General features: G+C 64.2%; 23 protein-coding genes. 13 read left to right on the forward strand and 10 right to left on the reverse strand.

Annotation, left to right across the window (positions count from 1 at the left end; all coding sequences use genetic code 11):
* Positions 1-108 precede the first annotated feature (108 nt).
* Complete coding sequence (locus HHL22_RS21185) at positions 109-1,299, forward strand: OmpA family protein (protein ID WP_169533374.1); 1,191 nt, start codon at positions 109-111, stop codon at positions 1,297-1,299.
* A gap of 88 nt (positions 1,300-1,387) precedes the next feature.
* Here the strand turns inward: HHL22_RS21185 and HHL22_RS21190 are convergent, their stop codons facing one another.
* Together HHL22_RS21190 and HHL22_RS21195 are read right to left on the reverse strand one after the other, a co-directional pair.
* Positions 1,388-2,296: a glycosyltransferase family 2 protein gene (locus HHL22_RS21190; protein ID WP_169533375.1), complete on the reverse strand. Its 909-nt coding sequence runs from the start codon at positions 2,294-2,296 to the stop codon at positions 1,388-1,390.
* A gap of 28 nt (positions 2,297-2,324) precedes the next feature.
* Positions 2,325-3,689, reverse strand: coding sequence for a flippase (locus HHL22_RS21195; RefSeq protein ID WP_317172714.1), 1,365 nt, complete (start codon positions 3,687-3,689; stop codon positions 2,325-2,327).
* Positions 3,690-4,094: 405 nt separating this feature from the next.
* Here HHL22_RS21195 and HHL22_RS21200 point away from each other — a divergent pair, with 405 nt between their 5' ends.
* The 4 genes from HHL22_RS21200 (at position 4,095) to HHL22_RS21215 (ending at position 7,702) form a co-directional block, all read left to right on the forward strand.
* The gene (locus HHL22_RS21200; protein ID WP_169533376.1) at positions 4,095-4,511 is read left to right on the forward strand and encodes an EVE domain-containing protein; all 417 of its coding nucleotides are present in this window, start codon (positions 4,095-4,097) and stop codon (positions 4,509-4,511) included.
* A 268-nt stretch (positions 4,512-4,779) separates the two neighbouring features.
* On the forward strand, positions 4,780-6,393 hold the full coding sequence (locus HHL22_RS21205; RefSeq protein WP_169533377.1) for a hypothetical protein: 1,614 nt from the start codon (positions 4,780-4,782) through the stop codon (positions 6,391-6,393).
* Between the two features lie 199 nt (positions 6,394-6,592).
* A complete protein-coding gene (locus HHL22_RS21210; RefSeq protein ID WP_169533378.1) occupies positions 6,593-7,180 on the forward strand; it encodes a ribonuclease HII in 588 nt (195 codons plus the stop codon).
* 96 nt (positions 7,181-7,276) lie between these two features.
* Complete coding sequence (locus HHL22_RS21215) at positions 7,277-7,702, forward strand: hypothetical protein (protein WP_169533379.1); 426 nt, start codon at positions 7,277-7,279, stop codon at positions 7,700-7,702.
* Positions 7,703-7,714: 12 nt separating this feature from the next.
* Here HHL22_RS21215 and HHL22_RS21220 read toward each other — a convergent pair whose 3' ends face one another.
* From HHL22_RS21220 to HHL22_RS21230, 3 genes are all read right to left on the reverse strand, one after another.
* The gene (locus HHL22_RS21220) at positions 7,715-8,158 is read right to left on the reverse strand and encodes a response regulator (protein WP_169533380.1); all 444 of its coding nucleotides are present in this window, start codon (positions 8,156-8,158) and stop codon (positions 7,715-7,717) included.
* A gap of 86 nt (positions 8,159-8,244) precedes the next feature.
* Positions 8,245-9,798: a sensor histidine kinase gene (locus HHL22_RS21225; protein ID WP_195809342.1), complete on the reverse strand. Its 1,554-nt coding sequence runs from the start codon at positions 9,796-9,798 to the stop codon at positions 8,245-8,247.
* Positions 9,799-9,827: 29 nt separating this feature from the next.
* Positions 9,828-10,205, reverse strand: a complete 378-nt coding sequence (locus HHL22_RS21230) for a CZB domain-containing protein (RefSeq protein ID WP_169533381.1) — start codon at positions 10,203-10,205, stop codon at positions 9,828-9,830.
* An 88-nt stretch (positions 10,206-10,293) separates the two neighbouring features.
* Between HHL22_RS21230 and gcvT the strand changes: the two genes are divergently transcribed.
* The 3 genes from gcvT (at position 10,294) to HHL22_RS21245 (ending at position 13,403) form a co-directional block, all read left to right on the forward strand.
* On the forward strand, positions 10,294-11,406 hold the full coding sequence (gcvT, locus tag HHL22_RS21235; RefSeq protein WP_169533382.1) for a glycine cleavage system aminomethyltransferase GcvT: 1,113 nt from the start codon (positions 10,294-10,296) through the stop codon (positions 11,404-11,406).
* A 128-nt stretch (positions 11,407-11,534) separates the two neighbouring features.
* Positions 11,535-12,254 carry a 2-phosphosulfolactate phosphatase gene (locus HHL22_RS21240; RefSeq protein WP_241738194.1) on the forward strand — a complete coding sequence of 240 codons (720 nt, stop codon included), beginning with the start codon at positions 11,535-11,537 and terminating at the stop codon, positions 12,252-12,254.
* A 51-nt stretch (positions 12,255-12,305) separates the two neighbouring features.
* Entirely contained in the window at positions 12,306-13,403 is a 1,098-nt protein-coding gene (locus HHL22_RS21245; RefSeq protein ID WP_169533383.1) for a DUF4932 domain-containing protein, read from the forward strand.
* Between the two features lie 29 nt (positions 13,404-13,432).
* Here HHL22_RS21245 and HHL22_RS21250 read toward each other — a convergent pair whose 3' ends face one another.
* The 4 genes from HHL22_RS21250 to HHL22_RS21265 form a co-directional block, all read right to left on the reverse strand.
* Positions 13,433-14,404 carry an alpha/beta hydrolase gene (locus tag HHL22_RS21250; protein WP_206680751.1) on the reverse strand — a complete coding sequence of 324 codons (972 nt, stop codon included), beginning with the start codon at positions 14,402-14,404 and terminating at the stop codon, positions 13,433-13,435.
* Positions 14,405-14,428: 24 nt separating this feature from the next.
* Positions 14,429-15,793, reverse strand: coding sequence for an MBL fold metallo-hydrolase (locus HHL22_RS21255; RefSeq protein ID WP_195809343.1), 1,365 nt, complete (start codon positions 15,791-15,793; stop codon positions 14,429-14,431).
* A gap of 145 nt (positions 15,794-15,938) precedes the next feature.
* Entirely contained in the window at positions 15,939-16,403 is a 465-nt protein-coding gene (locus HHL22_RS21260; RefSeq protein WP_169533384.1) for a hypothetical protein, read from the reverse strand.
* A 169-nt stretch (positions 16,404-16,572) separates the two neighbouring features.
* Positions 16,573-16,962 carry a hypothetical protein gene (locus HHL22_RS21265; RefSeq protein ID WP_169533385.1) on the reverse strand — a complete coding sequence of 130 codons (390 nt, stop codon included), beginning with the start codon at positions 16,960-16,962 and terminating at the stop codon, positions 16,573-16,575.
* A gap of 233 nt (positions 16,963-17,195) precedes the next feature.
* Between HHL22_RS21265 and HHL22_RS21270 the strand changes: the two genes are divergently transcribed.
* Positions 17,196-18,749: an amino acid permease gene (locus HHL22_RS21270; protein WP_169533386.1), complete on the forward strand. Its 1,554-nt coding sequence runs from the start codon at positions 17,196-17,198 to the stop codon at positions 18,747-18,749.
* A gap of 229 nt (positions 18,750-18,978) precedes the next feature.
* Here the strand turns inward: HHL22_RS21270 and HHL22_RS21275 are convergent, their stop codons facing one another.
* Positions 18,979-19,188 carry a hypervirulence associated TUDOR domain-containing protein gene (locus HHL22_RS21275; RefSeq protein ID WP_169533387.1) on the reverse strand — a complete coding sequence of 70 codons (210 nt, stop codon included), beginning with the start codon at positions 19,186-19,188 and terminating at the stop codon, positions 18,979-18,981.
* Between the two features lie 139 nt (positions 19,189-19,327).
* Here HHL22_RS21275 and HHL22_RS21280 point away from each other — a divergent pair, with 139 nt between their 5' ends.
* The 4 genes from HHL22_RS21280 to HHL22_RS21295 all read left to right on the forward strand — a co-directional run bounded on the left by HHL22_RS21280 (position 19,328) and on the right by HHL22_RS21295 (position 26,720).
* Positions 19,328-22,456 carry an amidohydrolase family protein gene (locus HHL22_RS21280; protein WP_241738195.1) on the forward strand — a complete coding sequence of 1,043 codons (3,129 nt, stop codon included), beginning with the start codon at positions 19,328-19,330 and terminating at the stop codon, positions 22,454-22,456.
* Positions 22,457-22,574: 118 nt separating this feature from the next.
* Entirely contained in the window at positions 22,575-23,873 is a 1,299-nt protein-coding gene (locus HHL22_RS21285) for an amidohydrolase family protein (protein ID WP_169533388.1), read from the forward strand.
* Between the two features lie 48 nt (positions 23,874-23,921).
* Positions 23,922-24,572 carry a hypothetical protein gene (locus HHL22_RS21290; protein WP_169533389.1) on the forward strand — a complete coding sequence of 217 codons (651 nt, stop codon included), beginning with the start codon at positions 23,922-23,924 and terminating at the stop codon, positions 24,570-24,572.
* Between the two features lie 93 nt (positions 24,573-24,665).
* Positions 24,666-26,720 (forward strand): RICIN domain-containing protein, encoded by a 2,055-nt coding sequence (locus HHL22_RS21295; protein WP_169533390.1) that lies wholly within the window; start codon positions 24,666-24,668, stop codon positions 26,718-26,720.
* The last annotated feature ends 125 nt before the right edge of the window (positions 26,721-26,845 follow it).

Genomic DNA, 26,845 nt, shown 5'->3' on the forward strand with positions numbered 1-26,845 from the left:
TAAAATTTGAAGTCAGCAATCTGTTTTGCTGACTTTTTACGTAAACAATTGTTAGTCAACATACTCTTGCCCGCTCACTTTTTAGTCTCTCCTCACACCTAGTTAGCTATGACTACCCTCGCCGAAATGCCCGCCCAGATTCAGCAAACCATGGAGGCGCGCGGCCTGCTCCAAACCCAGGCGCTGGGCGACGAGCAGCCGGCGGCCGTGCAGCACGCCCTGCCCCGCGTGAGCGAGCTGGTAATGACCAGCCTGGCCGAGCTGGCCAGCCAGCCCGAAGGCCGCGACCAAGTGTGGAAGCTGGCCCAGGAAGCCGCCGCGGCGCCGGCCAGCAGCCCGGTAGGGGCGGGCCTGGTAAAAGAGGTGCTGGTTGACCGTTTTCACGGCACGGTGCATGCCATTGCGACGGCCGCTGGCGTGCGGGCCACTACGGTAGCCAAGCTGCTCGACGTGGCCACGGGCGCCGCCCTAGGCCTGCTGGGAGGGCTGGTAGCCGAGCATAACTGGAGCGCGCCACAGCTGGCGCATTGGCTGCGGCCGCACCAGGCCGAGCCCGTGCTGGCTCCCCTGGCGGGTGGGGTGGCCCCCCTGGCGGCCGTGGGCGCCGGGCCCGAGCCGTCGTGGTTTGCCAGCCGCTCCAATTGGCTGCTCATGGCCGTTAGCGTGGTGGCCGTAGCCGAGCTGGGGTACATTATTGGCACGCGCTCGGCTGATGCCGATGTTGCGGCCCCAGCGGCTACCAGCGCAGCGGCGGGCAGCAACCGCCAATACACGGCCATTCCGGTGGCTAACCTGGCAACCAAGCCGGTGGCTTCGGCTACTACGGTGCCGGTCCCGGTCGTGCTCAAGCTCAAGGACGGCGTGCGGCAGGTAATCGGGGCTACTTCGACGGAAAGCAAGCTCTACCAGTTTCTGGTTGACCCCAGTAAGGGCGTGGACCCCACCGACCCCACCAAGGACTGGATTGGCTTCGACCGTATTTACTTCGACAGCAATAAGGCGACCCTGACCAACGAGTCACTGTGGCAACTCTCGAACGTGGCCAGTATTCTGAAGCGGTTTCCCGACGCCAAGATTAAGATTGGCGGCTACACCGACAATACCGGCCAGCCCCTCAGTAACTTGCGGCTGAGCAAGGACCGCGCCCAGGCCGCCCTCGACGCGCTGGTGAGCCTAGGGGTGCCTACCAGTCGCCTCACCGCCGTAGGCTACGGCGTGCTGGATAATATCGCTAGCAACGACACCGAAGAAGGCCGCGCCGTGAACAGGCGCGTGAGCATGCAAGTGGTGCAGAAGTAGCCGGCTGGCTACCCGGCGCCCATACGCACAACCGGGCCGGCCTGCATCAGCAGGCCGGCCCGTTGTGCGTAGATAGGCAGCGTTCCTCTTAGCCATTGCGCCACTTGTAGAAGCGGAGCGTCTGGATAGTTTCGGGCCGCTTGCGGAAATTGTTGGTCAGGCCATCCAGCATGGCTTCGCTGTAGAGGAGCGTATTGTAGAGGCGGTTGGCGCGCTTGGCTAGGGCTTGCTGTAAGGTGGCTTTGGCGGCCCAGGCGGCGAAAACGAAGCGGCCCACCGTGTTGCCAAACTGGTTTTGCAGCACCCGGCGCTGGTTGCGCACGGCGTAGTACTGCTTCCAGGCGCCGGGCCACGGAATGCCGTTGCGGTCGAAGGCCGCCGGGTGGTAGAAAACGCTGCTCGGCACCGTCACCACCGGAAAGCCCATCTTCTGAGCGCGGGTCATGTACTCCACCTCATCGCCCCAGATAAACAGCGCTTTGTCGGGGATGCCAATAGCCTTGACCACCTCCGAGTGAATGAGCGTACCGTTGAAGAAGGAAGCCACGTCGTACACCAGCTCCACGTCGGTCATATCGCTCACCAGGCGGTAGGTTTTGTGGGGGCGCTGCACGAAGAAAGCCAGTTCCTCGTGGTTGCTGGCGCTTACCGACATCGAGTTTTTGATGCACGGCCCGAGGTGGGGCGCGGCCAGCAGCTGGGCCAGGGCGTCGGGAGCGGCCAGGCAGTCGTCGTCCATGCACCACAGCCAGGTGTGGCCGCCCCGGTAGGCGGTATCGATGCCCGTAGCGAAGCCGCCCGCCCCCCCTAGGTTGGGCTGGTTGGTTACTTGCAAGTCGGTTTGGGTGGCCAGCCACTCGGTGGTGCCATCGGTGCTCCCGTTGTTGATGACGTAGAAAGCATCGAGCGGGCGGCTCTGCTGGCGCAGGCTATCAAGGCATTTCTGAAGGTCGGCCAGGCGGTTAAACGTAACCACGACGGCGGCAATAGTTTCCATAATAAGCAGGTTGGATAGGTTGGATAAGCTAAGCTGAACGTTTGGTCAGGGCCAGCCAGCGCGACTTGGTGAAGTCCACGGTTTCGCGCAAGTGCGAGAGTTTGATAACTTCGATGCCTTTCCAGCGCAGGTAGCCATACATGGCACCCGTGATGTACAATTCGGTGATAACCAGCGCGTAGGCGGCCCCTACGTGGGCAAAGCGCCGGATGAGCAGCCAGTTGAGGGCGAGCCCTACCACCGAGCCCACGGCCGTGACCAGGAAAAAGGCCCGGTCCATGCGCAGGTTAAGCATAGTGTGCAGCCCTAGCAGGTTGCTGAGGCCGATAACCAGCGGCAGCACCGCCACCACGCGCAGAATAGTGCCGGCCTCCTGAAACTTGGCCCCGTAAAGCAGCGTGAGCACAAACGGCCCCACCAGCCACAGCCCTAGCGCCACCAGCACCAGCAGCCCTACCAGTGGGAAAAAGGTGTTGCGCACCATGCGCAGCCCCTCCTCACGGCCTTGCCCAAAAGCCTGCGCTACCACCGGAAAAAACGCCTGGTTGAGTGCTAATCCAATAAACGACTCGGCCATGCCCTCGAGCCGGGTGCCGGCCGCGTAGATGCCCACGTTATAGGGCACGCTCATCAGCCCCAGGATGAAGATGTTGGAGCTGGCGTAAATGGTAATCGTGACCGAAGAGAAGAACAGCGTGCGGTCTTCCCGAAACCGATTGGCCAACTCGGCCCGCGTGGGCCAGCGCAGCTTGATGTGGAAGCGCCGCAGCGCTACGTACAGCGCCCCCACGCTCACCAAAATCTGCGACACGCTGATGGCCAGGTTTTGGTAGAAATAGTCGCTAGCCTGCCGGATGAGCAGCAGCACCGACAGCGAGAAAATGAGCTTCACCGCCAGGTTGAACAGCGCCACCCGCCCTAGGTCCTCCATAGCCTGGTAGAGCCAGAAAGGCGACAGCACCGTGCCGATGCACACTAGGTAGGTGCACACGTGCAGCAGCAGGTGCTGCTTGAACTCGGGATTGGAAAGCGACACTACCGCGAAAATGACGGTAGATAGCACCCAGAGCAGTGCTTTGCCGGCCAGCACCTGGCTCACGATGCGGTTGGTGGCGTCCTGGTCGCTGCGGTTGGCCGCAATGGCGCGCACGGCCGCCATGTCGAAACCGTAGTTGATGAGCAGGCTGAAATACGTGACGTAGGCCTGCGAAAAGTTGAGCAGCCCCAGCTTTTCGGGGCCAATGATGCGCACCACGTAGGGCACGGTAAGCAGCGGCAGCAGAAAGTTGGCCACCTGCACCCCAAACAGCGATGCCACGTTTGTGGCAAAGCGCCGCATGCTGGTGCGAGCCACGCCCGCTTCGTTCTTAACAATAGTTACTTCTTCGCTCACTGGTTGCGGGGGCTAGGGCAAAAAGGCAGCCAAAAAGCAGACCGAGTAAAAGGACGCTGCTACCACCCTAGCATGGACAGCGCGACTACATACGGAGATAACTCGCTTTTAGTCAGTGAATTCTTCATGAAAACTTTTGCCGGGTTGCATTAATCCGCGAAACGCACCAATTAGCAGCGCGTCCTTTTCTGAGCCCTAGCTACCGCCAATGTACCGCCTGCTAGCATCTTAGCAACACGGGAGCGGGCCAGCGCCGGCTCCTTGCCAAAATGCATAAAAAACTTGGCCCATTGCTGAAAATAACTGCGGTAGGCTGATTTAACGGCCCTGCCCCTACCAGCCAGCGGCCCTAGGGCCTGCCCACCCGGCCAAGCCGCGTGGGCCCTGGGCGCCACCTTTGCAGCCATGAACTACTGGCTGGTTAAATCTGAACCCGAAGCTTACGCGTGGGCCGACTTGGTGCGCGACGCCGAAACCGACTGGACGGGCGTACGCAACTATCAGGCCCGCAACAACCTGCAAGCCATGCAGCCCGGCGACCTGGTGCTGTTTTACCACAGCGTGAGCGAAAAGGCGGTGGTGGGCGTGGCCGAAGTGACGGCCGCCGCGGCCCCCGATGCCACCGCCGAGGCGGGCAGCTCTTGGGTGGCTGTGCGCCTGCGCCCCCACGCGCCCCTGCCCCAGGCCGTGCCGCTGGCCGCCCTCAAGGCCGAGCCCCGGCTGGCCCAGCTGGGGCTGCTGCGCCAGTCGCGCCTGTCAGTAACGCCCGTGAACCCGGCCCACTTCGACTTGGTGCTGGCCCTAGGCAGCCCCGATGCCTAAAAGTTTAGGAGCCGCCCAGGCTTGGGGACCTGGTTACCCACAAGCTCGCCCGTAGGTTGCGCTGGTGCTGCCAGCCCTAGGGCCTTATGCCCGTAGGTAGCTTGGGTCGCTGCGGGTAGAGCAACCCTAGGGGCTGGCAGCGGCAGAAATTTTGGTAGGCAGCCGGTGCCGTTGCGGGGCAGGCAGCCATTGGAAAAGCGGCTAAAAAGGGGTATCTTCGTAAGGAAGGCTGCCCGGCCGCGTGGGCCGGCTTGCTGAGTACTTGGCTATGAGACAATTTCTTACTATCCTCTTGGTTTTGGGGGCGTTGGGCGCCCGCGCGCAGCGCCACCCCGCGCCGCCCCCGCCGCCCGATGCGCCCCAGCAGCTGGCGCGCGCCGAGCTGCTGCTCGACCCCGACCTAGACGAGGTACAGGTGCAGGCCCTGCCCGCCGACACGTCGGTGGTGCTCTTCATCCGGCACCAGGCGCCGGGGCAGCGCCAGGTGCGCTACGCCTTTCAGCGCTATGGCCTGCAGCTGCGCCTGCGCGATGAGGAAGCGGTGGAGATTCCGGCCGAGTTTGAGCTGCGCCGCATGTGCAGCGAGCCGGGCGTGGTGTACGCCCTCTTTAGCGCCCTCGATGGCAAGGGGCGGCTGCTGGCGGCGGCCTACGACGTGCGCGGCGGCCAGGTGCGGGTGCAGGCCTTCGACACCAAGCTGACCCGGCAGGTGGGAGCCCTCAAGGCCCTGAATGGCCGGCTGCTGGCCAACGTATCGCTCAGCGACGACCAGCACCAGACGGTATTGCTGCTCGATGTGGCCAGCGGCAAGTTTCAGTTTTTGCCCACCGTGTATGAGCCGCTCAACAGCGAGCTAACCAGCGTGGCCGACCGCCCCGGCCGCCGGGCCGAATTTGTGCTCAGCCAAAGCAACGGCCGCAAGCAGCGCCTCATGCTCAAGCGCCTCTCGGCCGAGCAGGGCGAGCTGCTCAACTCGGAAATGGTGCAAACCGAGAGTGAGCGCAGCCTGCTGACGGCCCAACTGAGCCCGCCGGCCGATACCACCACGCGCCTGCTGGCCGGTACCTACGCTCTGCGCGACGTGCAGTACGCCCAAGGCTTGTTCGCCACCGACCTCACCAAGTCCGCCAATGCCGCCAGCAAGTCGGCGCTGCGCTTCTACGATTTCCGGCGCTTGCGGCACTTCTTCGACTACCTCAACCCCGCCCATGAGGCCCGCCTGCGCGACCGCGCTGCTCGCCGCGAGGCCCGGGCGGCGGCCCCCATTCGCTGGCGCTACCACCTGCTGCTGCACGAGCTGCTGCCCCAGCCGGGCGGCGGCTACACGCTGGTGGCTGAGGTGTACACGCCCCAGTATACCTACCCCAGCAATGGCTACGGCAATGGCATGTTTACGCCCCTGGCAACCACCTATGCCGGCGGCCCCCGCACCCTAGGCATGCCCGGCGGCTACTATGGCGGGGGCCGGGTGCTGCTAGGCTTTCGCACCTCGCACGTGCTGGTGTGCGGCTTCGACAAGCGCGGCGGCCTGCTCTGGGACAATACCTACGTGGTGACGTCCGACGTCGTGCGCTCGGAGCTAGAGGAAGCCGTGCAGCCTCTTACGCTGGCCGATGGCCGGGTGGTGCTGGCATACCTCAACACCGAAAACGAGCTGCACTATAAGTGCATCAACCAGGGCGAGGCCGGCGCCAACGACCGCCAGGTGCCCTTGCTTACGTACAGCACCGATGGCAAAACCCCTGATAAAGTGCTCCATACCAGCCAGCCCGAACTGATGCCCTGGGCCGAAAACCAGTTTGTGGCCAGCGGCTTCCAGCGCGTGCGCAGCGGCCAGGGCCCCGAGCGGCAGGTGTTCTTCTTGCAAGCCCTGCGCTTCTAGGGACTGAGTAAGAACCGGGTCAAATAACCCGCCTGTCATTGCGAGCTTGCGCAGCAATCGCACCAGAACAACTGCCCTAGAGGGTCGTCCGGGTTGCGATTGCTTCGCTTGCGCTCGCAATGACAGCCGCCTTGTTTTGGCCTTGCTTACCCCCTAGGGCCGACTTTTACGCTATGTCAGCCTTTTTCCTAAGCCCCGGATGCTGCCCACCCCTCTGCTAGCCAGCCACACGGGCCACCCGCTGGAGGCGGGCCTTGATGAGGCGGGGCGCGGGTGCCTGGCCGGGCCCGTGTTTGCGGCCGCCGTCATTCTGCCGCCCGATTTCAATCCGGCCTTCCTCACCGACTCGAAGCAGGTGAGCGCCCGCCGCCGCGAGGTGCTGCGTGTGGCCATTTGCGCCGAGGCGGTGGCCTGGGCCGTGGCCGAAGCCAGCCCCGACGAAATTGCGGCCCTCAACATTGCGCAGGCCAGCTACCTGGCTATGCACCGGGCGGTGGCGGCCCTAGGGGTGCCCGCCGCCCACCTGCTGGTTGATGGCAACCGGTTTCGGCCCCACCCCACTATTCCGCACACGTGCATGGTGGGGGGCGATGGCCGCTTCCGCCACATCGCGGCGGCCTCCATCCTGGCCAAAACCTTTCGCGACGAGCGTATGAGCAAGCTGGCCCAGGAGTTTCCGGCCTACGGCTGGCAGCAAAACGCGGGCTACCCTACCGCCGCGCACCGGGCCGCCATCCGCGCACACGGCCCCACGCCCCACCACCGCCTAGGGTTCCGGCTGCTCTAAAAAGCAGGTGGCGCGCAAAAACCGACTTTGTCGCGGGCGCGTGCAACCGTGGTGGCTGCGGTCCGGTCAAGGCCGTAACCTAGCTACCCTACCCGTATGAACCGCGTCTTTGCCTTGCTTGCTGCCACACTAGCCCTAGGGGGTACCGCCTGCCAAAAAACCGAAGCGCTGCCCCAGGGCCAAGGCTTGGTAGGCGAGTGGAACTGGGTGCAAAGCCGGGGCGGCCTGACCGGCAACCAAACCTATACCCCGGCCTCGACGGGCACCACCATACGCTGGGTATTCCGGGCCGATAGTACCGTGCAGGTGAGCACAACCCGGCAGGGAGTGACGCAGCCTATGCAAATGGGAACCTACTCGCTAGGGGTAGCCAAGAGCATTTACAGCGGTCAACCCGCCCGGGCGTTAACCATCCGTTTAAAGCAAGCTCAAACCTATATACTTAGCGAGCTTAGCAGTAACCGGCTAGTAGTGGATGATAACGCGTATGATGGCTTCGGCGATACCTACGAGCGTCTCTAAGTGGCTACTCCACTACCTGTTCTTCAGCTGGAGCAAATCCAGAAATAAGCTGAAGCTATCGACGCCGCCGCCGCCTTCTCCAAACGAGTCGAAAGTGAGGGGCTTGATGATGTAGCCGCTCACGCCCAGCTCCCGAGCCCCCGAGCGGTCAAGGTCGAGGTCGGAAGTGGTCATAATAAACACGTTGAGGTCGCTAAATTCGGGGTCGTTGCGCACTATTTTCAGCAGCTCCAGGCCATTGAGGCGCGGCATGTTCAGGTCGAGCATAACCAGGCTGGGGCGGTTGATTTTGGTTTCGCCGTTTTCGCCGCGCAGCAGGTTCAGGGCTTCGCGGCCGTTGCGGGCGTGCACGAGGGGCACGGTGATGTTTTGCTTGCGCAGCTCGCGCTGCACGTTCATCACATCCATCTGGTCGTCTTCGACTAGCAGAATGGACGGGGAAGAATCAGGAGACATGGAAGAGGCAAATAAAGCGGCGCCACCGCTGGGCACCTTCACGTAAGCTTAACGCAAGCGCTGGTGAAAAGATGTGAGTGAGGGCCCTAGGCCGGGTGGGCAGCTACCAGCTGAGCCGCCGGCACGGCGGCGCCCGCCGAGACGGCGGCCGGCTTCTTGGGCCAGGTAAATACGAACGTGGCGCCCTGCCCCTCGGCCGATTCGACGGTGATGCGCCCGCCCTGGCGCTCCACTATCTTCTTCACGATGGCCAGGCCCACGCCGGTGCTTTCCAGGGCATCGCGCTCCACCAGGGTCTGGAAAATAATGAAAATGCGCTCGTGGTACTCTGGCGCAATGCCCGGCCCGTCGTCCTGTACCGAAAAGCGGTAAAACTGCTCGTTCAGGTCGTCGCAGCCAATGCGGATGGTGCCGGTGCTCGGGTGGTCATGGTACTTGATGGCGTTGGAAATCAAGTTGCTAAATACCTGATGCAGCTGCGTGCGGTTGGTGTCGAAGGTGGGCAGGAAGAAGGGCAGTTCCAGGTGCATGCCGTCGGGCAGGCCAATGGTATCGGCTATTTCACGCAGCAGCTGGCGCACGAACACCGGCTCGGTAGCTTCCACTACCTTGCCCACCCGCGCTAGCGACAGAATGCCCGTAATCAGGTTTTCCATACGGTGCACGCGCTGGCGCATCAAGGCCAGAAACTCGCGGATGTGGGGCGGCAGGCCCTCCTGGCCCATGTCCTCCTCAATCCAGCGCGAGGCGCTTTCGATGCCGCGCAGCGGGGCCTTCAAGTCGTGCGACACCACGTAGGCAAACTGGTCCAGCTCCTGGTTGCGGCGTTCCAGTTGGCCGATGTTTTCGCCAATAGTGCGGGCCATGGTGTTGAGGGCCATCGTCAGCTCGGTTACCTCGTCGTGCTCGGTATCCACAATCTGAGTGTGATAGTCGCCCTCGGCCAGGCGGCGAGCCAGCCGTATCATGCTGCGCAGGCGGCGCGACAGCAGCCGCACAATGTAGAGCGCCCACAGCAGCCCAAACACCAGCGCCGCCCCGGTAATAAGGCCCGAGAGCTTCTGGGCGCGGTCGATGCTGTCGGCCAGGCGCTGGCGCTGGCCTAGGCGCATCTTGTTTTCCACGCGGTCGAAGTTGCCCATCTGCATCCGGATGGCGTCCATGAGCTGCTTGCCCGCGAGCGACTCTACCAAGTAGCGGTGAGGCATGCCAGCGGTGCCCGTCTGCGCGTCGTTGCGCAGGCGGGCGGCGCGCTTCTCGCTAATCATCAGGTGCGTGTAGGCCGACCATTGGTCGAAATAATGCTGCGTAGAATCGAGGCGCTGGCGCTGGTCGGGCTCTAGCTGCAGCTCCTCGCGCAGCTGCTGGAAGCGGTGCAGCAAGTCGCGCTCGCCGTTGTAGTAAGGCTCCAAAATCTGCTCGTTGCCCAGCAGCAGGTAGCCTCGAAAGCCCGTTTCCATGTCAATAATGCTGCGCAGCAGCGTGGTGCCGTCGGCCGACACGTGCTGGCTGGCTTCTACGCGCTGCGAGTTGCGCAGCACCTGCTCGGCTAAGCGGTAGTTCACGAGCACCACGGCCGCAAACAAGCCCAGCAGCAGCAAAAACCCCGCGAACAGCTTGGTAGCGAGTTTAATTTTCATAAAAAAAGCGCCGAAGCGCTGTCAGCTAGCTAGTTATCAACGTTGGCAGTACGCACTTGGGCCTCAATGGTTCGTAGCAGCTGCGTAATAACGTCGGCCGTGTGCTGCACGTTGGCAAAGCCCGCCTTGGCCTGGTCGGGCTGCCCGGCCCGAAATAAATCCATGAGTTGGTTGGCTTGCTGGTGAATATGGCGGTGCTGCTGGTCGAGGGCCTTCATTTCGGGCACCTGGCGGTAGGCCCCGCGGCGGCGCTCGGCTATCCACTGGCCCAGCACGCACTGCGCGGGGTCGCGCAAGGGCCCCTCGGCGCTGTTGTTGCCATACAAGAAGGAGCGCAGCCGGGCCTTAAAAGCCAGGTGCTTCACCAGGGCCGATTCAAAATCCTGTTTTATCTCGTCAGAGTTCATACGGCGCTTGTATACGCAAGCCGGGCCGCCGGGGCCGGGCCGCCCGTAGCTTTGTGGGCGAGTAACCCCCTAGGCTTCTTCTTTCGTTATGGATTCGACCCCGCTCAAAACCGTTGCCCTGCACGACACCCACCAGCAGCTCGGCGCCAAAATCGTCCCCTTCGCCGGCTACGCCATGCCCGTGCGCTACTCTTCCGACTTAGAGGAGCACCACGCTGTGCGCCGCGGCGTGGGCATCTTCGACGTGTCGCACATGGGCGAGTTTCGGGTGCGCGGCCCCCAGGCGCTCGGCCTCATCCAGCGCACCACCAGCAACGACGCCAGTAAGCTTACGCCCGGCAAGGCCCAGTACTCGTGCCTGCCCAACAACGAGGGCGGCATCGTGGACGACCTGCTGGTGTACATGCTGGGCGAGGAGGACTACTTTTTGGTGGTGAACGCCTCCAACATCGACAAGGACTGGCAGTGGCTGCAGGCCCACAACACCGAAGGTGCCGAGCTGGAAAACGTGTCGGACGAGCTGAGCCTTTTCGCCGTGCAGGGCCCTAGGGCCGCCCAGGCGCTGCAAGGCCTGACGAACGTGCCGCTGACCGACATCCCCTATTACAGCTTTGTGCAGGGCACGCTGGCGGGCGTCGAAGGCGTCATAATCTCGGCCACCGGCTACACCGGCGCAGGCGGCTTCGAGCTGTACGTGCCCAACGCCCACGCCGCCGCGGTGTGGCAAAAAATTATGGAAGCCGGCCAGCCCTACGGCATCCGCCCCATCGGGCTGGGCGCGCGCGACACGCTGCGCCTCGAAATGGGCTACTGCCTCTACGGCAACGACATCACCGACACCACGTCGCCGCTCGAAGCTGGCCTGGGCTGGATTACCAAATTTACCAAGCCTTTCACCAACAGCGACAACCTTAAAAAGCAGAAAGAAGCCGGCGTGGCGCGCAAGCTGGTGGGCTTCGTGATGAACGGCCCCGGCGGCCTGCCCCGCGCCCACTACCCGCTGGTAGATGCCACCGGCGCTTCTATTGGCGAAGTCACCAGCGGCGGCCAGTCGCCCACTCTGGGCCGGGGCATCGGCCTGGGCTACGTGCAAACCGAGCTGGCCGCGCCGGGCACGCCAATCTTCGTGCAGGTGCGCGGTAAAAACCTGCCCGCCACGGTGAGCAAGCTGCCGCTGGTAAAAGGCACGGAGGAGGCCTAGGCTGATGTAGAAAATGTAGTGAATGCGAAAAATGTGAAAATGAAAAGGAGCGGTTAGGAAAGCTGCATTTCACATGCCTCTCACCTCATTTTCACATCTTTCACATTCACTACATTTTCTACATTCTTTTGAAATTAGACATTTGTTTCTCGCCCGAGCTGCTGCCCCTCTACGACCTGCGCGGCCAGGTAGCCGTGATAGTGGACGTGCTGCGGGCCACCAGCACCATTGCCACGGCCCTGGCCGCGGGCGTAACGGAGGTGTACCCGGTGGGTAGCTTGGACGAGTGCGCCGCCCTGGGCCGCGAGCACGGCTGCCTCACCGCCGCCGAGCGCGACGGCGTGGCGGCCGCCGGCTTCGACATGGGCAACTCGCCCTTCGAGCTGCTGCACGAGGATTTTCCGGTGCGGGGCCGCGCCCTGGCCATCAGTACCACCAACGGCACCAAGGCGCTCCTAGGGTCGCTCAGTGCCGAAGCCATCGTGTGCGGCGCCTTCCTGAACCTGCAGGCGGTGGCCGAGTTCTGCGCCGCGCAACAGCGCGACATCTTGGTGGTAGCTGCTGGCTGGAAGGGCCAGTTCTGCCTCGAAGACACGCTGCTGGGCGGGGCCCTGGCCGAGCGCCTGTTGCCCCTGGGCCTCGACATCAGCCACTCCGACGCCGCCCTGGCCGCCCACGAGCTGTGGCAAAACGCCCAGGCCGACCTACCCGGCTACCTGCTGCAGTCGGCCGCCGTGCGCCGCCTGCGCAAGCTAGAGGCCAACGACGACTTCGTGTTTTGCACCAAAATCGACATTTACCCCGAGGTGCTGCCGCTTTGGGACGGGCAGAAGCTGGTGCGGAGGTAACGTTTCGTAGCTTACGGAGGTACTTGCCCTCAACTACCTAACCGTCTCACGATGCGCCGTTTATTCGCTTTATTGCTTTGGGCTGGGCTCGCCTTCCTAGGGCCGCAACGCCTCGCGGCGCAGCCGGTGGCGCCGGTGCGCGTGCTGGTGTATCCGGGCACGGAGCTGCTGCAAGTAATTCATCTGCTCTCCGACACGGCCCAGCTGGCGCAGTCCACCTACAACGCCGAAGTGGCGCGCTACTTCGCGCCCTATAAGCGACACCCGGCCGTGCTGGCTGCTCGCCATTTATCGCGGCGCATCAGCTGCGACTTTCCGGTGCGCCTCAGCTGGGCCTTCTACGATTTTCCCAACGTGAAGCTGGCTACCATGCGGCCCGAGCATATGGATGGTTACGAAACGGTGATGCCGCTGGCCGAAGTGCAGGCCTATTTTCAACAGTGCGTTGCTTTTTACCACGATGCCCATTTCTGGGAGTTTTACCAGGCCCACGCTGCCCAGCGGGCCGGCTGGGTGCGCGCGTTCGAGCAGGGTATGAAGCAGCAGCAGCTGCTCGAAACCATCCAGCAATTTTACCGGCTGCCGCGCCAAAAGCCCGTGGCCCTGACCCTAGGGGTGCTCAATTGTAGCTCCTACGCCATGCAATCTATGCGCGGCATCAACCCGAATCTGCCCGACCAATACACCATTATGGTGAGTTACCACCAGCTGATGCAGGGGGAGGATTCGCTCGCCAAGGCTCCGCAGTTTCAGCCCACGGCCTTCACCTCGCAGCTGGTGTGGCACGAGCTGGGCCACGTGTACCTCGCGCCCGTCTTTGCCCGTCACCAGGCCGAAGTCAACCAGCTGGCCTACCTCGCCCAGCAAGACCCTAGGGCCAAGCGCTGGTCGGAAGCGCGCGGCAGCTGGGCCAACTTCCTGAACGAGAACGTAACCCAGGCCGCCACGAGCTTGCTGCGCGTGCGCACCGGCAAGGCCACGCGCGCCGAAGCCCTAGAGCCCGACGACTTCTACATCTACTACCCCGAGCTGGCGGAAATAATTGAGCGGGAGTACTACCAAAACCAGCGCTACAAGAACTTTGACGAGTTCTTTCCGGTGCTGCTCCAGGAGTTCGGAAGAAAGCATCCTGCCGTAGCTGGTAAGTAGCTCGTGCGCTGCTTGTTACAGGGCGGCTGCTAAGGCTTGGCGCGCGGCGACAGCAGAAACCGCAGCGGCTCGGCCAGGCGGCGGCTCCAAGCGCGCTCCGAGTGGTCGGCGCCGGGGTACACGCGGGTTTCCCAGTTGGCGGCCGAGTAGCCGCGGCGGCGCAAAATGGCGTCGATGGCCTGCTGGTGCGGGGCGTAGAGACTGTCAAGCGTAGTGCTGCCGTGGTCGAAGTACAAGCGGTGCCCGGTATTGGCCGGCGGCAAGTGCGCCTGCACATACTGCTGGAAGCCAGCGGCCAGCGCTGCCCGGTCGGTGCCCCAGCCGCCAATCCAGTGCGTAGAGAGGCAGGCCGCCCCGCCGAATACCTGCGGGTACTCGCACAGCGCGTACAGCGAAATCAGCCCGCCCATGCTGCTGCCCATGATGAAGGTATGGTCGCGCTCGGGCCGCGTGGCAAAGGTCTTGTCCACGAACGGCTTCAGCTCCTGGGTTAGGAAGCGGAGGTAGTTGTCAGCCAGTGGCGGGCTCTTGAACACGCCCTGCACCAGCCGGCGCCGCACGGCCGTGTCGAGGGTGGCCAGGGGCTTTTGCGGGTAGTATTCGGGATGGCGCAGGGCGCCGTTGTTCCAGATGGCCACCACGATGGTGGGCCGCACGGTCCGGCTGGCTTCCAGGCGGCCTAGGGTTTCGTCTACCTGCCATTCCTGGTGGTTCCAGGTAGTGGTGCTGTCGAATAACGCTTGGCCGTCGTGCATATACAGCACGTCGTAGCGTCCGGCGGCCGGGTAACCGGCCGGCAGCCACACATCCACCGAGCGCGGCGCCACAAACTTCGACGGGAACGCCTCGAAGCGCCGCACGGTGCCGCTGGCCACGTGGGGTAGGGGTGGCTTAGGCACCGGCGCCTGCCCTAGGGCAAACAGGGGCGCAAAGGCGTGCAGCAGGCATAGCAATACTATTTGCAATTGGACTGCCAGGGGCTTGCGCATGACGTACTGCATCACTGCTTGAAAGTAAGCCTGAACTCACTCAAACTCCTTCACTGCCTCGCCCAGGTCGTACACGGGCACACCGGGCAGCGCATGCTGAATAATGCTGGCGCCCGCCGCCGAGCGGTAGCCGCCCGCGCAGTGCACCAGCACCGGCTTATCGGCCGGCACTTCGCTCACGCGCTCGCGCAGCTCGGGCAGCGGAATGAGCAAGGCATTGGCAAATAGTGGTTGGGCGGCTTCGGTCGGGTTGCGGATGTCCACGATGGTGAACTGCTCGGGGTGCTGGCGCACTGCCTCCACGTCTACCGAAGGGCTGGTAGCCGGCTGGGCAGCGGGGGCCAGCAGGGCGCCTTTGATGTGGGCCTCGTAGCCAATTTTGGCCGCCTTGCGGATAACCGCGTCGAGCTGAATCTGAGTGTCGGCCAGCAGATAAAAATCTTCGTCGGGCGCCACGACCGAGCCCAGCCAGGTTTCAAACTTGGCGCCGTCCATGAGGTTGAGGGCACCCGGCAGGTGGCCGGCCCGGAACTGGGCCGCCGGGCGGGTATCGAGCAGCAGCACACCGGCTGCGGGCTCGGCCTGGCCGCTCATGAGGCGCGGCACGGCACGCACGCTGTCCTCAAAGTTGGTGGCCCCCAGCTTGTTAAGCTGCACGTCGTAGCCGAAGTACTTGGGCATGAAGGGCTGGTCGCTCAGCAGCTGGCGCACAAACTCGGCCTCGGCCATGGGCTGCAGGGCGTAGTTGGTGGCCAGCTCTTTGCCAATGGTGCTGTCGAGGTCGGGGCTGGTGGTTTTGCCGCAGAGTGAGCCGGGGCCGTGGGCCGGGTACACCCGCGTAGTGGGGGGCAGCGGCATCAGCTTCTGGCGCAGGCTGTGGTAGAGCTGGGCGGCTAGGGCTTCGCGCTGGTGACCACCCACGGCGGCGTCCTCGCGCAAGTCGGGCCGGCCCACGTCGCCCACAAACAGCGTGTCGCCCGTAAAGACGGCGCGGGTTTGGGCCAGGTCGTCGATGAGCACGATGCTGATGCTATCGGGCGAGTGGCCAGGGGTATTGAGGGCGTGCAGCTCGACGGTGCCGAGCTTGATGCGGTCGCCATCGTCGAAGTTCTTGTGGGGGTAGCGCGCGCCCGTCAGCTTGCTGCAATAGAGGGTGGCGTCGGTTTCCTGCGCGATTTCGAGGTGGCTGCTCACGAAATCGGCGTGTGGGTGGGTTTCTATCACCGCGACTATCTCGGCGTCGTGCTCGTCGGCAAAGTCGTAGTAGGGCTGGGGGTCGCGCCCCGGGTCGATAAGGGCTACCTGGCGGCCGGCGCGCACGGCGTAGGACGCCTGGGCCAGGCCCTTATCATAAAACTGCTGAATTTGCACCGCGGGGGTGCTACTACTCGGTAGGGGCATTGGGGAGCGCGGCTAACTGCTTGATTCGCTGGCTGCCGCAGGAAGTGGTAAACCCCAAAGTTACGAATTAGCGCCGAATGAATACCGGGAAAATCTGGGGGCGAGGTGCCCAGGTGCGCTGCTGGTAAAGGGCGGCCCGGTTTCGCTAATTACCCAGGGGCCCGCCGGGAGTCGGGGCGCCTGCCCGCGCCCGGCGGCCCTGGCGCTGCGCCAGCAGCTGCTGGTAGCGCCCGTACTGGTCGGGGGTAAGCACGGCGCGAAGCTGCTCATCAGTTTGGGCGCGAGTGGCTTTCCGCGCCCGGCCCGTGCCCCGGCGCAGCCCCGTGGCCTGCGCCTGCTGGCGGGTAGCGGCCAGGTTCTGGTACGCGCCCAGCAAAATCTGGCGCACCTGGCCTTGCTGGGCGGCCGAGAGGCCTAGGGCCCGCGCCAGGTGCTGGCTCTGGCGGTCGGCCTGCTGGTCGGGGGGCAGGGGCGCACGGCGCGCGGCCGTTGGCGCCGGCGCGGGCTGGTTGATAAGCGGCACGCCCGAGGCGTCGGTAGCCGGAGTTGTTTGGGCGCGGGCCGCCAGCGCCGAGGCAGCCACCAGGGCCAGTAGCAGCAGGTTCTTCATAGCTTCAGAAAGTCGATTTGCAGCAGCTAGGACGCCCCGCAGGCCCTAGGGTTTAAGGCGGCCGCTAAAGCGGGTTTCCACAGGCCCAGCCCGCTGCCCCAGGCCCGCGCCCTGCCGCTCGCCAGCGAGCAGCAAGGTGCCCGGCGGCGCGGGGGCAACTACCTAGTTGCTAGTCCGTCTGCGAGGTCATGCGCAGTTGGCCGATGCGCTGCGCCTTGTACTGCTGGTAGCGCACGTACTGGGCCGGCGTCAACACCTCGCGGATAAGCTCTTCCGATTTGGCGCGGTCGTAGGCCATGGCGGTGCGCAGGGCGGCGGGGTTGGCGGCGTTGGCGGTGCGGTCGGCATCCATGTGCTGGCGCGTGAGCAGCAGCACGTTGCGCAGGCGGCCCTGCTGGTCGGGCGAGAGGCTTAGCTCGTGCGCTAACTGCTTGGCCTGGCGCTCGACGGCGGCGCGGGCGGTAGGGGTAGCGGCGGGCAGGCTGGTTTGGGCCTGTGCGCCGGCAACCAGTAGCCAGGTAGCGGCCAGGGCCAGGAGGATTTTCACGGAATGACGCATAAAGCACTAGCGATAGAACGTACTTGGTTAGGAGAATAAAGCGATTAAAAGTACTATAACCTGGGCCGTTGCCCGGCCAGGTGGCCTAGGGCCACCACCCCCCTAAAACGCGGGAGTCACAAAGTTTCGCGTATTTTCGGCCCGGCTGGTACCCTTCGCTGGTAAAAATTCATTGCCGGCTGCCCCTGTCTTTCGACTTTTCTCTACCCACTGGTTCATTCTCTTCTCTTTGCATGGCAAGTATTTTCGCTAAAAAACCACTCGCGCAGCTGCTAGGCGAGGCCAACTCGGGGCACGGCGGGCTGCAACGCACGCTAGGCGCCGCCAACCTCGTGGCCCTGGGCGTAGGGGCCATTATTGGCGCCGGCCTGTTTGTGCGCACCGCCGCCGCCGCCGCCCAAGCCGCCGGGCCGGGCGTCACGCTGGCCTTCATCGTGGCGGCCATCGGTTGCGCGTTCGCCGGGCTGTGCTACGCCGAGTTCGCGGCCATGATTCCCATCGCCGGCTCGGCCTACACCTACGCCTACACTACCATGGGCGAGTTCGTGGCCTGGATTATCGGCTGGGCCCTCATCATGGAATACGCCCTAGGGGCCGCCACCGTCAGCATTGCCTGGAGCGAATACCTCAATAAGCTGCTCAATATATTCGGCACCGAGATACCATTCAACTACTGCCACGCGCCCGCCGAGGGCGGCTACCTCAACCTGCCGGCCCTGCTGGTTATCGTGGCCCTGAGCTTGCTGCTCATCAAGGGGACGCAGGAGTCGGCTACGTTCAACGCGTTTATCGTGGTGCTGAAAGTGGCTATCGTACTGGTGTTCATCGGGGTGGGCTACCAGTTCATCAACCCCGCCAACCATACGCCCTACCTCATTCCGGCCAACCAGCCCGATGTGCTCGACAAGACGGGCAAGGTGCTGATTTCGTACCACGGCTTCTTTAAGCACGGCATCGGCGGCATCGTGGGCGGCGCGGCCATCGTGTTCTTCGCCTTCATCGGCTTCGACGCCGTGAGCACCGCCGCCCAGGAGGCTAAAAACCCCAAGCGCGACATGCCCATCGGCATCCTCGGGTCGCTGGTGGTGTGCACCATCCTCTACATCCTGTTCGGGCACGTGCTGACGGGCGTGGCCAACTGGACCGAGTTTGCCGACCCCACTAAGGGCCGCGAAGCCAGCGTAACCTACGCCATCGCCCAGCACATGCCCGGCTACGGCTGGCTGGCCAACGCCGTGACGCTGGCCATCCTGGCCGGTTTCTCATCGGTTATTCTGGTGATGCTCATGGGCCAGAGCCGCGTGTTTTTCTCGATGGCCAACGACGGGCTGATGCCCAAGGCCTTCGCCGAGCTGCACCCCAAGTTCCACACGCCCTACAAGTCGAACCTGATTCTACTGGTGTTCGTGGGCGCCTTCGCGGCCTTCGTGCCGGGCTCGCTGGCCGGCGACCTCACCTCGTTTGGCACCTTGCTGGCCTTTGTGCTGGTGAGCGCCGGCATCTGGATTATGCGCAAGTCGGACCCCGACCAGCCCCGGCCGTTCCGTGCGCCGCTCTCGTCGGCCAGCTTCCCGCTGGTGCCCATCCTGGGCATGGTTATCTGCGGCGGCATGATTGTGGCGCTCGACAACTTCACGCTCGAAGTAGCTATGGGCTGGATGGCCCTAGGCTTCCTGGTGTACTTCCTCTACGGCCAGAAAAACTCTAAGCTCCAGCAGGGTATCGTGGTCATTCCTACCGAAGTGGAGAAGGAAGCCTTCATCAAGCCCGACAAGCACAACGCCTAAGACCGCAGATTAAACGGATTTAACTGATTTCGCGGATACGCTGCTTCGCAGCTGACTACGCGAGACTGAAAATGCGGCCCTGGTCATCGACAGATGATGGGGGCCGCATTTTCAGTTTCTGGCTTCTCATTATTTCGCAAATTCTCAGCCTTTGCGCGCTTACTAATCACACACTGCGCGTAGTCAGCTTGCCGCAGGCAAGCGTATCTGCGAAATCAGTTAAATCCGTTTAATCTGCGGTCTTCACTTCGCTTTGCAGCTTGAGCACCTTGTCGCCGTTGTCTTGCACGATGACCAAGGCGGGGTCGTCGGCGGTGCCGTTGCGGGTGATGTCGCTGCCTTTGAGCTTGCGGGTGATGGATTCCTTGTGGATACTTTCAATTTTGCCGGTGGCCGTGCCGGTGCCGTATTTCCAGCTGACTTTGGTGCCTTTGCGCATAAGGGTGGGGCTAGGGTTTTTTTTTGAGATTTACGCGGGGGCGCGGCCGGAGTTGTGCGCAACCTTGGCCCTAGGCGCGCTACTTTAGCGCCGGGCGGCGGGCTCCTTATTCTTCAATTCATTCTTTATCGAATACACATTGACTCTTACTCGGAAAACCTTCCCGCGCCTGGGGCTGGCCCTGCTGGGCCTAGGCGCCGCGGCGCCGGCGCTGGCGCAGCCCGGCACCTACCCGCGCAATGGCGTCTACGACCAGCGGCCGGGCCTCTACGCCTTCACCCACGCCACCATTCAGGCCGATTACCAAAACCGGCTTACCGACGCTACGCTCGTCATTCGGGATGGGCGCGTGGTGGCCCTAGGGCCCACGGCTACCGTGAAGGTGCCGGCCGGCGCGGTGGTGCAGGACCTGAGCGGCAAGTACATCTACCCCGGCCTGGTGGATATTTTCAGCAGCTACGGCGTGCCCGAGGCGAAGGCGCCCGAGCGCCAGGGCCGGCGCGGCGCGGGCCCGCAGTTCGACTCGCAGAAGCCGGGGGCCTTTGACTGGAACCAGGCCATTCACCCCGAGGTAAACGCGGCCGAGGTGTTTAAAGTGAATGCCGAGCAGGCCGGCGCCTACCGCAAGCTGGGCTTCGGGGCGGTGCTCACGCAGCAGCCCGACGGCCTTATGCGCGGCACGGCGGCCCTGGTCAGCCTCAACTCCGACCGCAAGGAAAACGAGGTGCTGTTGCTCGACCGCGCCGCCAGTGGCCTCTCGTTCGATAAGGGCAGCAGCACCCAGGACTACCCCAGCTCCTTGATGGGCAGCATCGCGCTGCTGCGCCAGAGCTATATCGACGCCGCCTGGAACCAGCGCAACCCCAAGCGCGAGCAGAACCTGTCGCTGCTGGCCCTGACGCAGCAGAAAAGCCTGCCCGCCCTCTTTGAGGTGCGCGACAAGAACTCGGCCCTGCGCGCCGACAGGGTGGGGGATGAGGCTGGCGTGCAGTACATTATCAAGGGCCGCGGCGACGAGTACCAGCGCCTGCCCGAGCTGAAAACCACCGGCGCCACCTTCGTGCTGCCCGTCAACTTCCCCGAAGCCTATCAGGTCGAGGACGTGTACGACGCCCAGCGCATTGCCCTGGAGGATATGCAGCACTGGGAGCAGGCGCCCGCCAATGCCGCCCGCCTCAAGCAAGCCGGCGTGGCCTTCTGCCTCACCAGCGCCGACCTCAAGGACAAAACCAAGTTCTGGCCCAACCTGCGCAAAGCCGCCCGCTACGGCCTCACCGAGCAGGACATCGTGCAGGCCCTCACCGCTACCCCCGCCCGCCTGCTGCGTGCCGAGGGCGAGGTGGGCAGCCTGCAACCGGGCCGGCAAGCCAACTTCCTGGTTTGCTCGCGGCCCCTGCTGGATGAGGCTAACGTGCTGCTCGATAACTGGGTGCAGGGCGAGCGCTACCAGCTCAGCACCCTGCCCACCGACTACCGCGGGGTGTACGCCTTCCGCCTAGGGCAGCAGCCCGAGCAAAAGCTGCTCATTCAGGGCAGCAAGCCCGAGGCGCCCGAACTGCGCGTGGTGCCCACGGCCGGCGACACGGTGAAGGGCACCCTGGCCGTGAGCACCGAGCTGGCTACCATCGTCTTCAACCCCAAGGATAAGGTGAAAGGCAAGGCCGCCAAGCAGCCCGCCAACAGCCAGCCGGCCGCGGGCGACCCCGGCGCCATCCGCCTCAGCGGCTACTACGCGGCTGAAAACAAGACCTTTAGTGGCGACGGGCAGTTGGCCGACGGCACGCCCGTGACCTGGAGCGCCCGCCGCCTCGACGAGGCCAGCCGCCAGGCCCGGCGCGACTCGGCCAAGACGCTGCCGCCGCTGGTGCTGGCGCCCGTCACGTACCCGATGGGGGCGTATGGGCTAAGCGCCGCGCCCGTGCTGGAAACTGTGCTCATCAAGAACGCGACGGTGTGGACCAGCGAAAAAGCCGGCAAGCTGGAGAATACCGACGTGCTGCTGAGCGGCGGTAAGATTCAGAAAATCGGTAAGAACCTGGCCGCCCCGGCCGGTGCCCGCACCCTCGACGGCACCGGCAAGCACCTCACGCCGGGCATCATCGACGAGCACTCGCACCTGGCCATTGCCGAGGGCGTGAACGAAGGTACCCAGGCCGTGACGAGCGAGGTGCGCATCGGCGACGTGATTGACCCCGAAGACATTGGCGTGTACCGCGACCTGGCGGGCGGCGTGGTGGCGGCCCAGCTGCTGCACGGCTCGGCCAACCCCATCGGCGGGCAGTCGGCGCTGGTGAAGATGCGCTGGGGCGCCACCGGCCAGCAAATGAAAATCGCCGACGCGCCCGGCTTCATCAAGTTTGCCCTAGGGGAGAACGTGAAGCAAAGCAATTGGGGCGAGCTGAATATCAGCCGCTTCCCGCAAACGCGCATGGGCACCGAGCAGGTGTTCGTGGATGCGTTTACCAGGGCCAAGCAGTATGAGAAGGACTGGCAGAGCTACAACAAGCTCAGCAAGAGCCAGCAGGCTAAAGCCGCCGAAACCCCGCGCCGCGACCTGGAGCTGGAGGCGCTGGTAGAAATACTGCACGACACGCGCCACATCACCTGCCACAGCTACGTGCAAAGCGAGATTAACATGCTGATGGGCGTGGCCGACCGCATGAACTTCAAAGTCAACACGTTCACCCACATTCTGGAAGGCTACAAGGTGGCCGACAAGATGAAGGCGCACGGCGTGAACGCCAGCACGTTCTCGGACTGGTGGGCCTACAAGAACGAGGTGCGCGACGCCATCCCGTTCAACGCCGCCATTATGCACCGCGTGGGGCTGAACGTAGCCATCAACTCGGACGATGCCGAGATGAGCCGCCGCCTCAACCAGGAAGCGGCCAAGAGCGTGAAGTATGGCGGCGTGCCCGAAACCGAGGCGCTGGAGTTCGTCACCATCAACCCGGCCCGCATGCTGCACTTGGATAGCCACATGGGCAGCATTGCCGTGGGCAAGGACGCCGACGTGGTGCTGTGGAACGATAACCCGCTGAGCATCTACGCCAAAGCCGAAAATACCTTCGTGGATGGCCGCGAGTATTTCAGCCTGAAGAAGGACCAGGAGTTGCGCCAGCAGCGCGACAAGGAGCGCCAGCGCCTGGTGCAAGCTATGCTGGCTGCCCCCAAAGCCACGCCCGGCGCCACCCAGCCGCCCGTAGCCCGCACCCGCGGCTTCTGGACCTGCGACACCCTAGGCCAGGAAAAGGAGGAGAAAGAGTAAATTAAACACTTAATAACGAACGTCATGCTGAGCCTGTCGAAGCATCTCTACCGCGCCCCTAGGGAATCGTTGGGTAGAGATGCTTCGGCAGGCTCAGCATGACGGACTACCTAAATCCATGCAAAAACTTCTATCCTCCCTCCTCGCCCTAGCCCCGCTGGCAGCCCTGGCCCAGGTGCCCATGCCGGCCCCGCCGCAGGCCGCGCCCATCGTGCTGGTGGGCGGCACCCTGCACACCGGCACCGGCCAAGTAATCGACAACGCCGCCGTGGCCTTCGACAAGGGCCGGCTGGTGTACGCGGGGCCGCGCGCCGGCTTCACGCAAGCCGGCTTCGAAGCCCGCGACATCAGCGGGCAGCAGGTGTATCCGGGGCTTATTCTGCCCAATACCACCCTAGGGCTCAGCGAGGTAGAAGCTATCCGGGCTACCGTGGACGACCGCGAGGTGGGCGACTTGAACCCCAACGTGCGCTCGCTCATCGCCTTCAATACCGACTCGGACGTGCTGCCCACAGTGCGCCTCAACGGGGTGCTGCTGGTGCAACCCACCCCGCGGGGCGGCCTTGTGACGGGCCAAAGCTCCATTATGCAGCTCGACGCCTGGAACTGGCAGGATGCCGTAGTGAAGGCCGACGACGGCATCCACCTCACCTGGCCCGAAATGGTGATTAAAACCAATCCGGCCGAGGATGCGGCCGCCCTCACGCGCCGTCAGGAAGCGCGCACCCACCGCCTGCGCGACCTGGAGCAGCTGCTGAGCGAGGGGTCGGCCTACCGCCAGGCGCCCGCTGGTCGCAAGGAAAACCTGCGCCTCACGGCCCTGGGCGGCTTGTTCGACGGCTCCAAAACCCTCTACATCCACGCCGACTACGCCAAGGAGCTTGTGGAGTCGGTGCGCCTGGCCAAGCGCCTGGGCGTGCAGCGCGTGGCGCTGGTGGGCGCCCGCGATGCCTGGATGGTGCTCGACTTCCTGAAGCAAAACGACGTGATGCTGGTGCTCAACCGCACCCAGGCCCTGCCCCGCCGCGATGGCGACGACTACGACCAGCCCTACCGGCTGCCCGCCCAGCTGCAAGCCGCCGGCATTCGCTACTGCCTCGATTTTCAGGGCGACCAGGAAACCTCGCGGGGCCGCAATCTGCCCTTCGTGGCCGGCCAGGCGGCCGCGTTCGGCCTCACCAAAGAGCAGGCCCTCACCGCCGTTACGCTCAGCCCGGCCCGCATCATGGGCATCGACAAGGACTACGGTAGCCTGGAGGCGGGCAAGTCGGCCACGCTGGTCGTGAGCAAGGGCGACCTGCTCGACATGCGCACCAACGCCGTAACCCAGGCCTACATCGACGGACGCCGCATCACCCTCGATAGCAAGCAGCTGGCGCTGGACAAGAAGTTTCGGGCCAAGTACGGGCTGGAGTAAGCGCAGGCGATATACTGGTACGGCTTGTAACCCACTTAGCCGCGTCTTATGCGTCCATCTTGCCTGAACTTAACGCTGTTGGCCGCGGCCAGCCTGCTTGCGCAAGCAGGCTACGCGCAGCACGCGCCAGTAGCGCCGCTAGCGCCGGCCAAGGTGGCGGTGCAGCCTGCCGCCTCCGCCGAGGCCCTAGGGCGGCCAGTGCCACCACGAGCAGCTGCCGAAGCTGGGCTGGCGGCAATGCCGGCCGGCAACCAGGCGCGGCCCGTTATGCCTCAGCCGCTGTACCTGGCGAATTCCTGTATTATCGTGGGCAGCAGCCTTAATACAATTAACCCGCAGTCCATCGAAAATATAGTGGTCTACAAAGGCGAGGACATTCCGGTCCGCTGGCGCACGGCTACCGCGAACGGCGTCATCGACCTGACGCTGAAGCCGGGCGTCAAGATTCGCTCGGTGTCGCTGGCCCGGTTGAAGCGCCGGCAACACCTTACCGGCCCGGTTAGGTTTGAGCTGGATGGGCGGCCGCTGGCGGATACTTCCCTACGCATCGCCACGGCGGCTATTCAGGAGCTGGTAATGGGTGCAGCAGACAATAGTGGTGCTGGTAAGGTATTGAATATAAAGCTGGTGCCGTGGAATTCCGAGCCCAGCAAGCACCAGCCTGGCACCATCCTGATTCGAGGTGTGGCCGGGCGCTAAGTCAGCCGCTGCCCCTGGCCGCCAACATCCGGCCTAGGGCTGCGTTGGTAGGCTAAGGCTAGGCAACGTGAATTCTGCCCGACCTTTGCCCGCATGCTTCGAGTACTTTTCCTGTGTTTAGTAGCACTTTCGGCCGCCGCCCAGGCGCCCGTGCCGGCCACCATCTCGCCCGACGACCGCGCCCTGTACGGGGTTATTAACCGCGCCAGCGGCCGCAGCCTCGACGTGTCGAAGGCCTCGACGCTGAGCGGCGCGGCGGTGGTGCAGTGGGAGTTCACCCATGCCGCCAGCCAGCAGTGGCACCTGGTGCGCATCAGCGAGGGCAGCGAGTATTACCGCCTAGAGGACAAGAACAGCGGCCAGTGCCTGGCCCTGGAAATAGTCCCCACGGCCCCGCCCGGCGCCAACACGCCGCTGGTGCAGCGCCCCTACACCGGCGCCCTAGGGCAGCAGTGGAAGCTGGTGCCGGTGGGTCAGCCGGGCTCGTTTCAGCTCGAAAACCGGCTCGATGGGCGTGTGGCTACCCTGGCCAGCAACGACAAGTTTAACGGTACGGCGGTGGTGGCGGCGCGGGGCGTGGGGCGCGGCACCCAGCAGTGGCGCCTGTTTCAGCTGCAGCTGCGGCTGTTTGCGGGCCCGCCCTATTTCACGGTGCCCGAGGCCCTAGGGGCGCTGTCCTCGACCGGCAACGAGCTGCAGCCCGTGCCCACCCCCGATGGCAACACGCTGTACTTCAACCGCACGCGCTTTGCCGGCAACGCCGAAGGCGCCGCCGAAACCGGCGATATTTGGGTGAGCCGCAGCGCCGACCACGGCCGCACCTGGCCCGCTCCCACCCACTTAGAGGCGCCCGCCGGTCTCAACAACGGCCAGAACAACGCCGTGCAAAGCGTGGTGGGCCCGCCCGGCAGCCCGGTGCTGCTGCTGCGCGACGCCTACACCCCAAGCAGCGCAGCCGGGCCGGCAACTGGCATCGGGCTGGCCCGCATCGGCGCGGCCGGCACTGGCACGCCCGCACCGGTGCGCATCAGCGGCTTTTCGTCGCTGAGCCCCGCCACCGGCTTTTTTATGACGCCGGACGAGAAAATTCTGCTGCTGAGCTTAGAGCGCGAAGACTCGCAGGGGCTCAACGACCTCTACCTCAGCCGAGCCGACGGCAAGGGTGGCTACTCGGCGCCGCAGAGCCTAGGACTGGACGTGAACTCGCCCGGCTACGAGTTTGCGCCCTGGCTGGCGCCCGATGGCAAGACCTTGTACTTCAGCTCGTACGGCCACCAGGGCTACGGCTCCTCAGATATTTTCGTGAGCACGCGGCTCGATGAGAGCTGGACCAAGTGGAGCCCGCCCCAAAACCTGGGGCCGCGCTTCAACGGGCCGGGCTACGACGGGTTTTTTGCCCTAGGGCCCGATAGCGCGGCGTACTTCGCCTCGTCGGGCCCCAAGGATACGGCGCCCAAAAAGCTGTTTCGCACACAGCCCGGACCGCCGCCCGCGCCCGACTCGGCCGCCCTGGCCGCCGCCGCCAACCCGCTGGCCCAGCCCCGCGCCATCGTGACGGGCCGAGTGCTGAACGCCACCACCGGGCAGCCGCTGGCCGGCGGCGCCGAGGTGCAGGCCCTGATGGTGGGCGGGCCCATCGACTTCCGGGCCACGGCGCAGGCCGATGCCCTCGGGTTTCAGATGTCGCTGGCGCCGGGGCGCTACCGCGTCACCACCACGGCGGGCCTGCTCACGCGGGTCGATACGTTTTCGGTGCGGGCCGGCGAGTCGCGCCGCTACGAGCCGCGCCTAACGCCCGCCACCGCCGGCACCCGCCTCGAGCTGCCCGACATCATCTTTGCCCAAAGCCAGGCCCGGCTGCTGGGCAGCAGCTACGCCACGCTCAACAAGCTGGCGCAGTCGCTCAAGGAAAACCCTAGCCTCGAAATTCGGGTGGAAGGCCACACCGACAACCAGGGCGAAGCTGATAAGAACCAAGTGCTCAGCGAGCAGCGCGTGGCCGAGGTGAAGCGCTACTTGGTGGGCCGCGGCGTGGCGGCCAGCCGCATCAGTACCATCGGCTACGGCGGCTCGAAGCCCAAGTTCAGCAACGACCGCGAGGAAACCCGCCGCCTCAACCGCCGCGTCGAGCTGGTGATTACGAAGTAGTTGCGTAGGAATAGTAAGCAACAAAAAAGAACGTCATGCTGAGCTTGTCGAAGCATCTCTACCGCGGCAGTAATTCTAACGTCCGGAGTTAGTTACGCGGTAGAGATGCTTCGACAAGCTCAGCA

This window comes from Hymenobacter polaris (genome assembly GCF_012927305.1).
In the GTDB taxonomy this organism is placed as follows: domain Bacteria; phylum Bacteroidota; class Bacteroidia; order Cytophagales; family Hymenobacteraceae; genus Hymenobacter; species Hymenobacter polaris.

Coding starts and splice junctions, on each gene's coding strand:
- HHL22_RS21215 (WP_169533379.1), top strand. CDS start 7,277: ATGAACCGCGTCTTTGCCTTGCTTGCTGCCACACTAGCCCTAGGGGGT.
- HHL22_RS21190 (WP_169533375.1), bottom strand. CDS start 2,296: ATGGAAACTATTGCCGCCGTCGTGGTTACGTTTAACCGCCTGGCCGAC.
- HHL22_RS21265 (WP_169533385.1), bottom strand. CDS start 16,962: ATGCGTCATTCCGTGAAAATCCTCCTGGCCCTGGCCGCTACCTGGCTA.
- HHL22_RS21290 (WP_169533389.1), top strand. CDS start 23,922: ATGCGTCCATCTTGCCTGAACTTAACGCTGTTGGCCGCGGCCAGCCTG.
- HHL22_RS21250 (WP_206680751.1), bottom strand. CDS start 14,404: ATGCAGTACGTCATGCGCAAGCCCCTGGCAGTCCAATTGCAAATAGTA.
- HHL22_RS21255 (WP_195809343.1), bottom strand. CDS start 15,793: ATGCCCCTACCGAGTAGTAGCACCCCCGCGGTGCAAATTCAGCAGTTT.
- HHL22_RS21295 (WP_169533390.1), top strand. CDS start 24,666: ATGCTTCGAGTACTTTTCCTGTGTTTAGTAGCACTTTCGGCCGCCGCC.
- HHL22_RS21205 (WP_169533377.1), top strand. CDS start 4,780: ATGAGACAATTTCTTACTATCCTCTTGGTTTTGGGGGCGTTGGGCGCC.
- HHL22_RS21225 (WP_195809342.1), bottom strand. CDS start 9,798: ATGAAAATTAAACTCGCTACCAAGCTGTTCGCGGGGTTTTTGCTGCTG.
- HHL22_RS21230 (WP_169533381.1), bottom strand. CDS start 10,205: ATGAACTCTGACGAGATAAAACAGGATTTTGAATCGGCCCTGGTGAAG.
- HHL22_RS21245 (WP_169533383.1), top strand. CDS start 12,306: ATGCGCCGTTTATTCGCTTTATTGCTTTGGGCTGGGCTCGCCTTCCTA.
- HHL22_RS21210 (WP_169533378.1), top strand. CDS start 6,593: ATGCTGCCCACCCCTCTGCTAGCCAGCCACACGGGCCACCCGCTGGAG.
- HHL22_RS21200 (WP_169533376.1), top strand. CDS start 4,095: ATGAACTACTGGCTGGTTAAATCTGAACCCGAAGCTTACGCGTGGGCC.
- HHL22_RS21285 (WP_169533388.1), top strand. CDS start 22,575: ATGCAAAAACTTCTATCCTCCCTCCTCGCCCTAGCCCCGCTGGCAGCC.
- HHL22_RS21220 (WP_169533380.1), bottom strand. CDS start 8,158: ATGTCTCCTGATTCTTCCCCGTCCATTCTGCTAGTCGAAGACGACCAG.
- gcvT (WP_169533382.1), top strand. CDS start 10,294: ATGGATTCGACCCCGCTCAAAACCGTTGCCCTGCACGACACCCACCAG.
- HHL22_RS21185 (WP_169533374.1), top strand. CDS start 109: ATGACTACCCTCGCCGAAATGCCCGCCCAGATTCAGCAAACCATGGAG.
- HHL22_RS21275 (WP_169533387.1), bottom strand. CDS start 19,188: ATGCGCAAAGGCACCAAAGTCAGCTGGAAATACGGCACCGGCACGGCC.
- HHL22_RS21270 (WP_169533386.1), top strand. CDS start 17,196: ATGGCAAGTATTTTCGCTAAAAAACCACTCGCGCAGCTGCTAGGCGAG.
- HHL22_RS21260 (WP_169533384.1), bottom strand. CDS start 16,403: ATGAAGAACCTGCTGCTACTGGCCCTGGTGGCTGCCTCGGCGCTGGCG.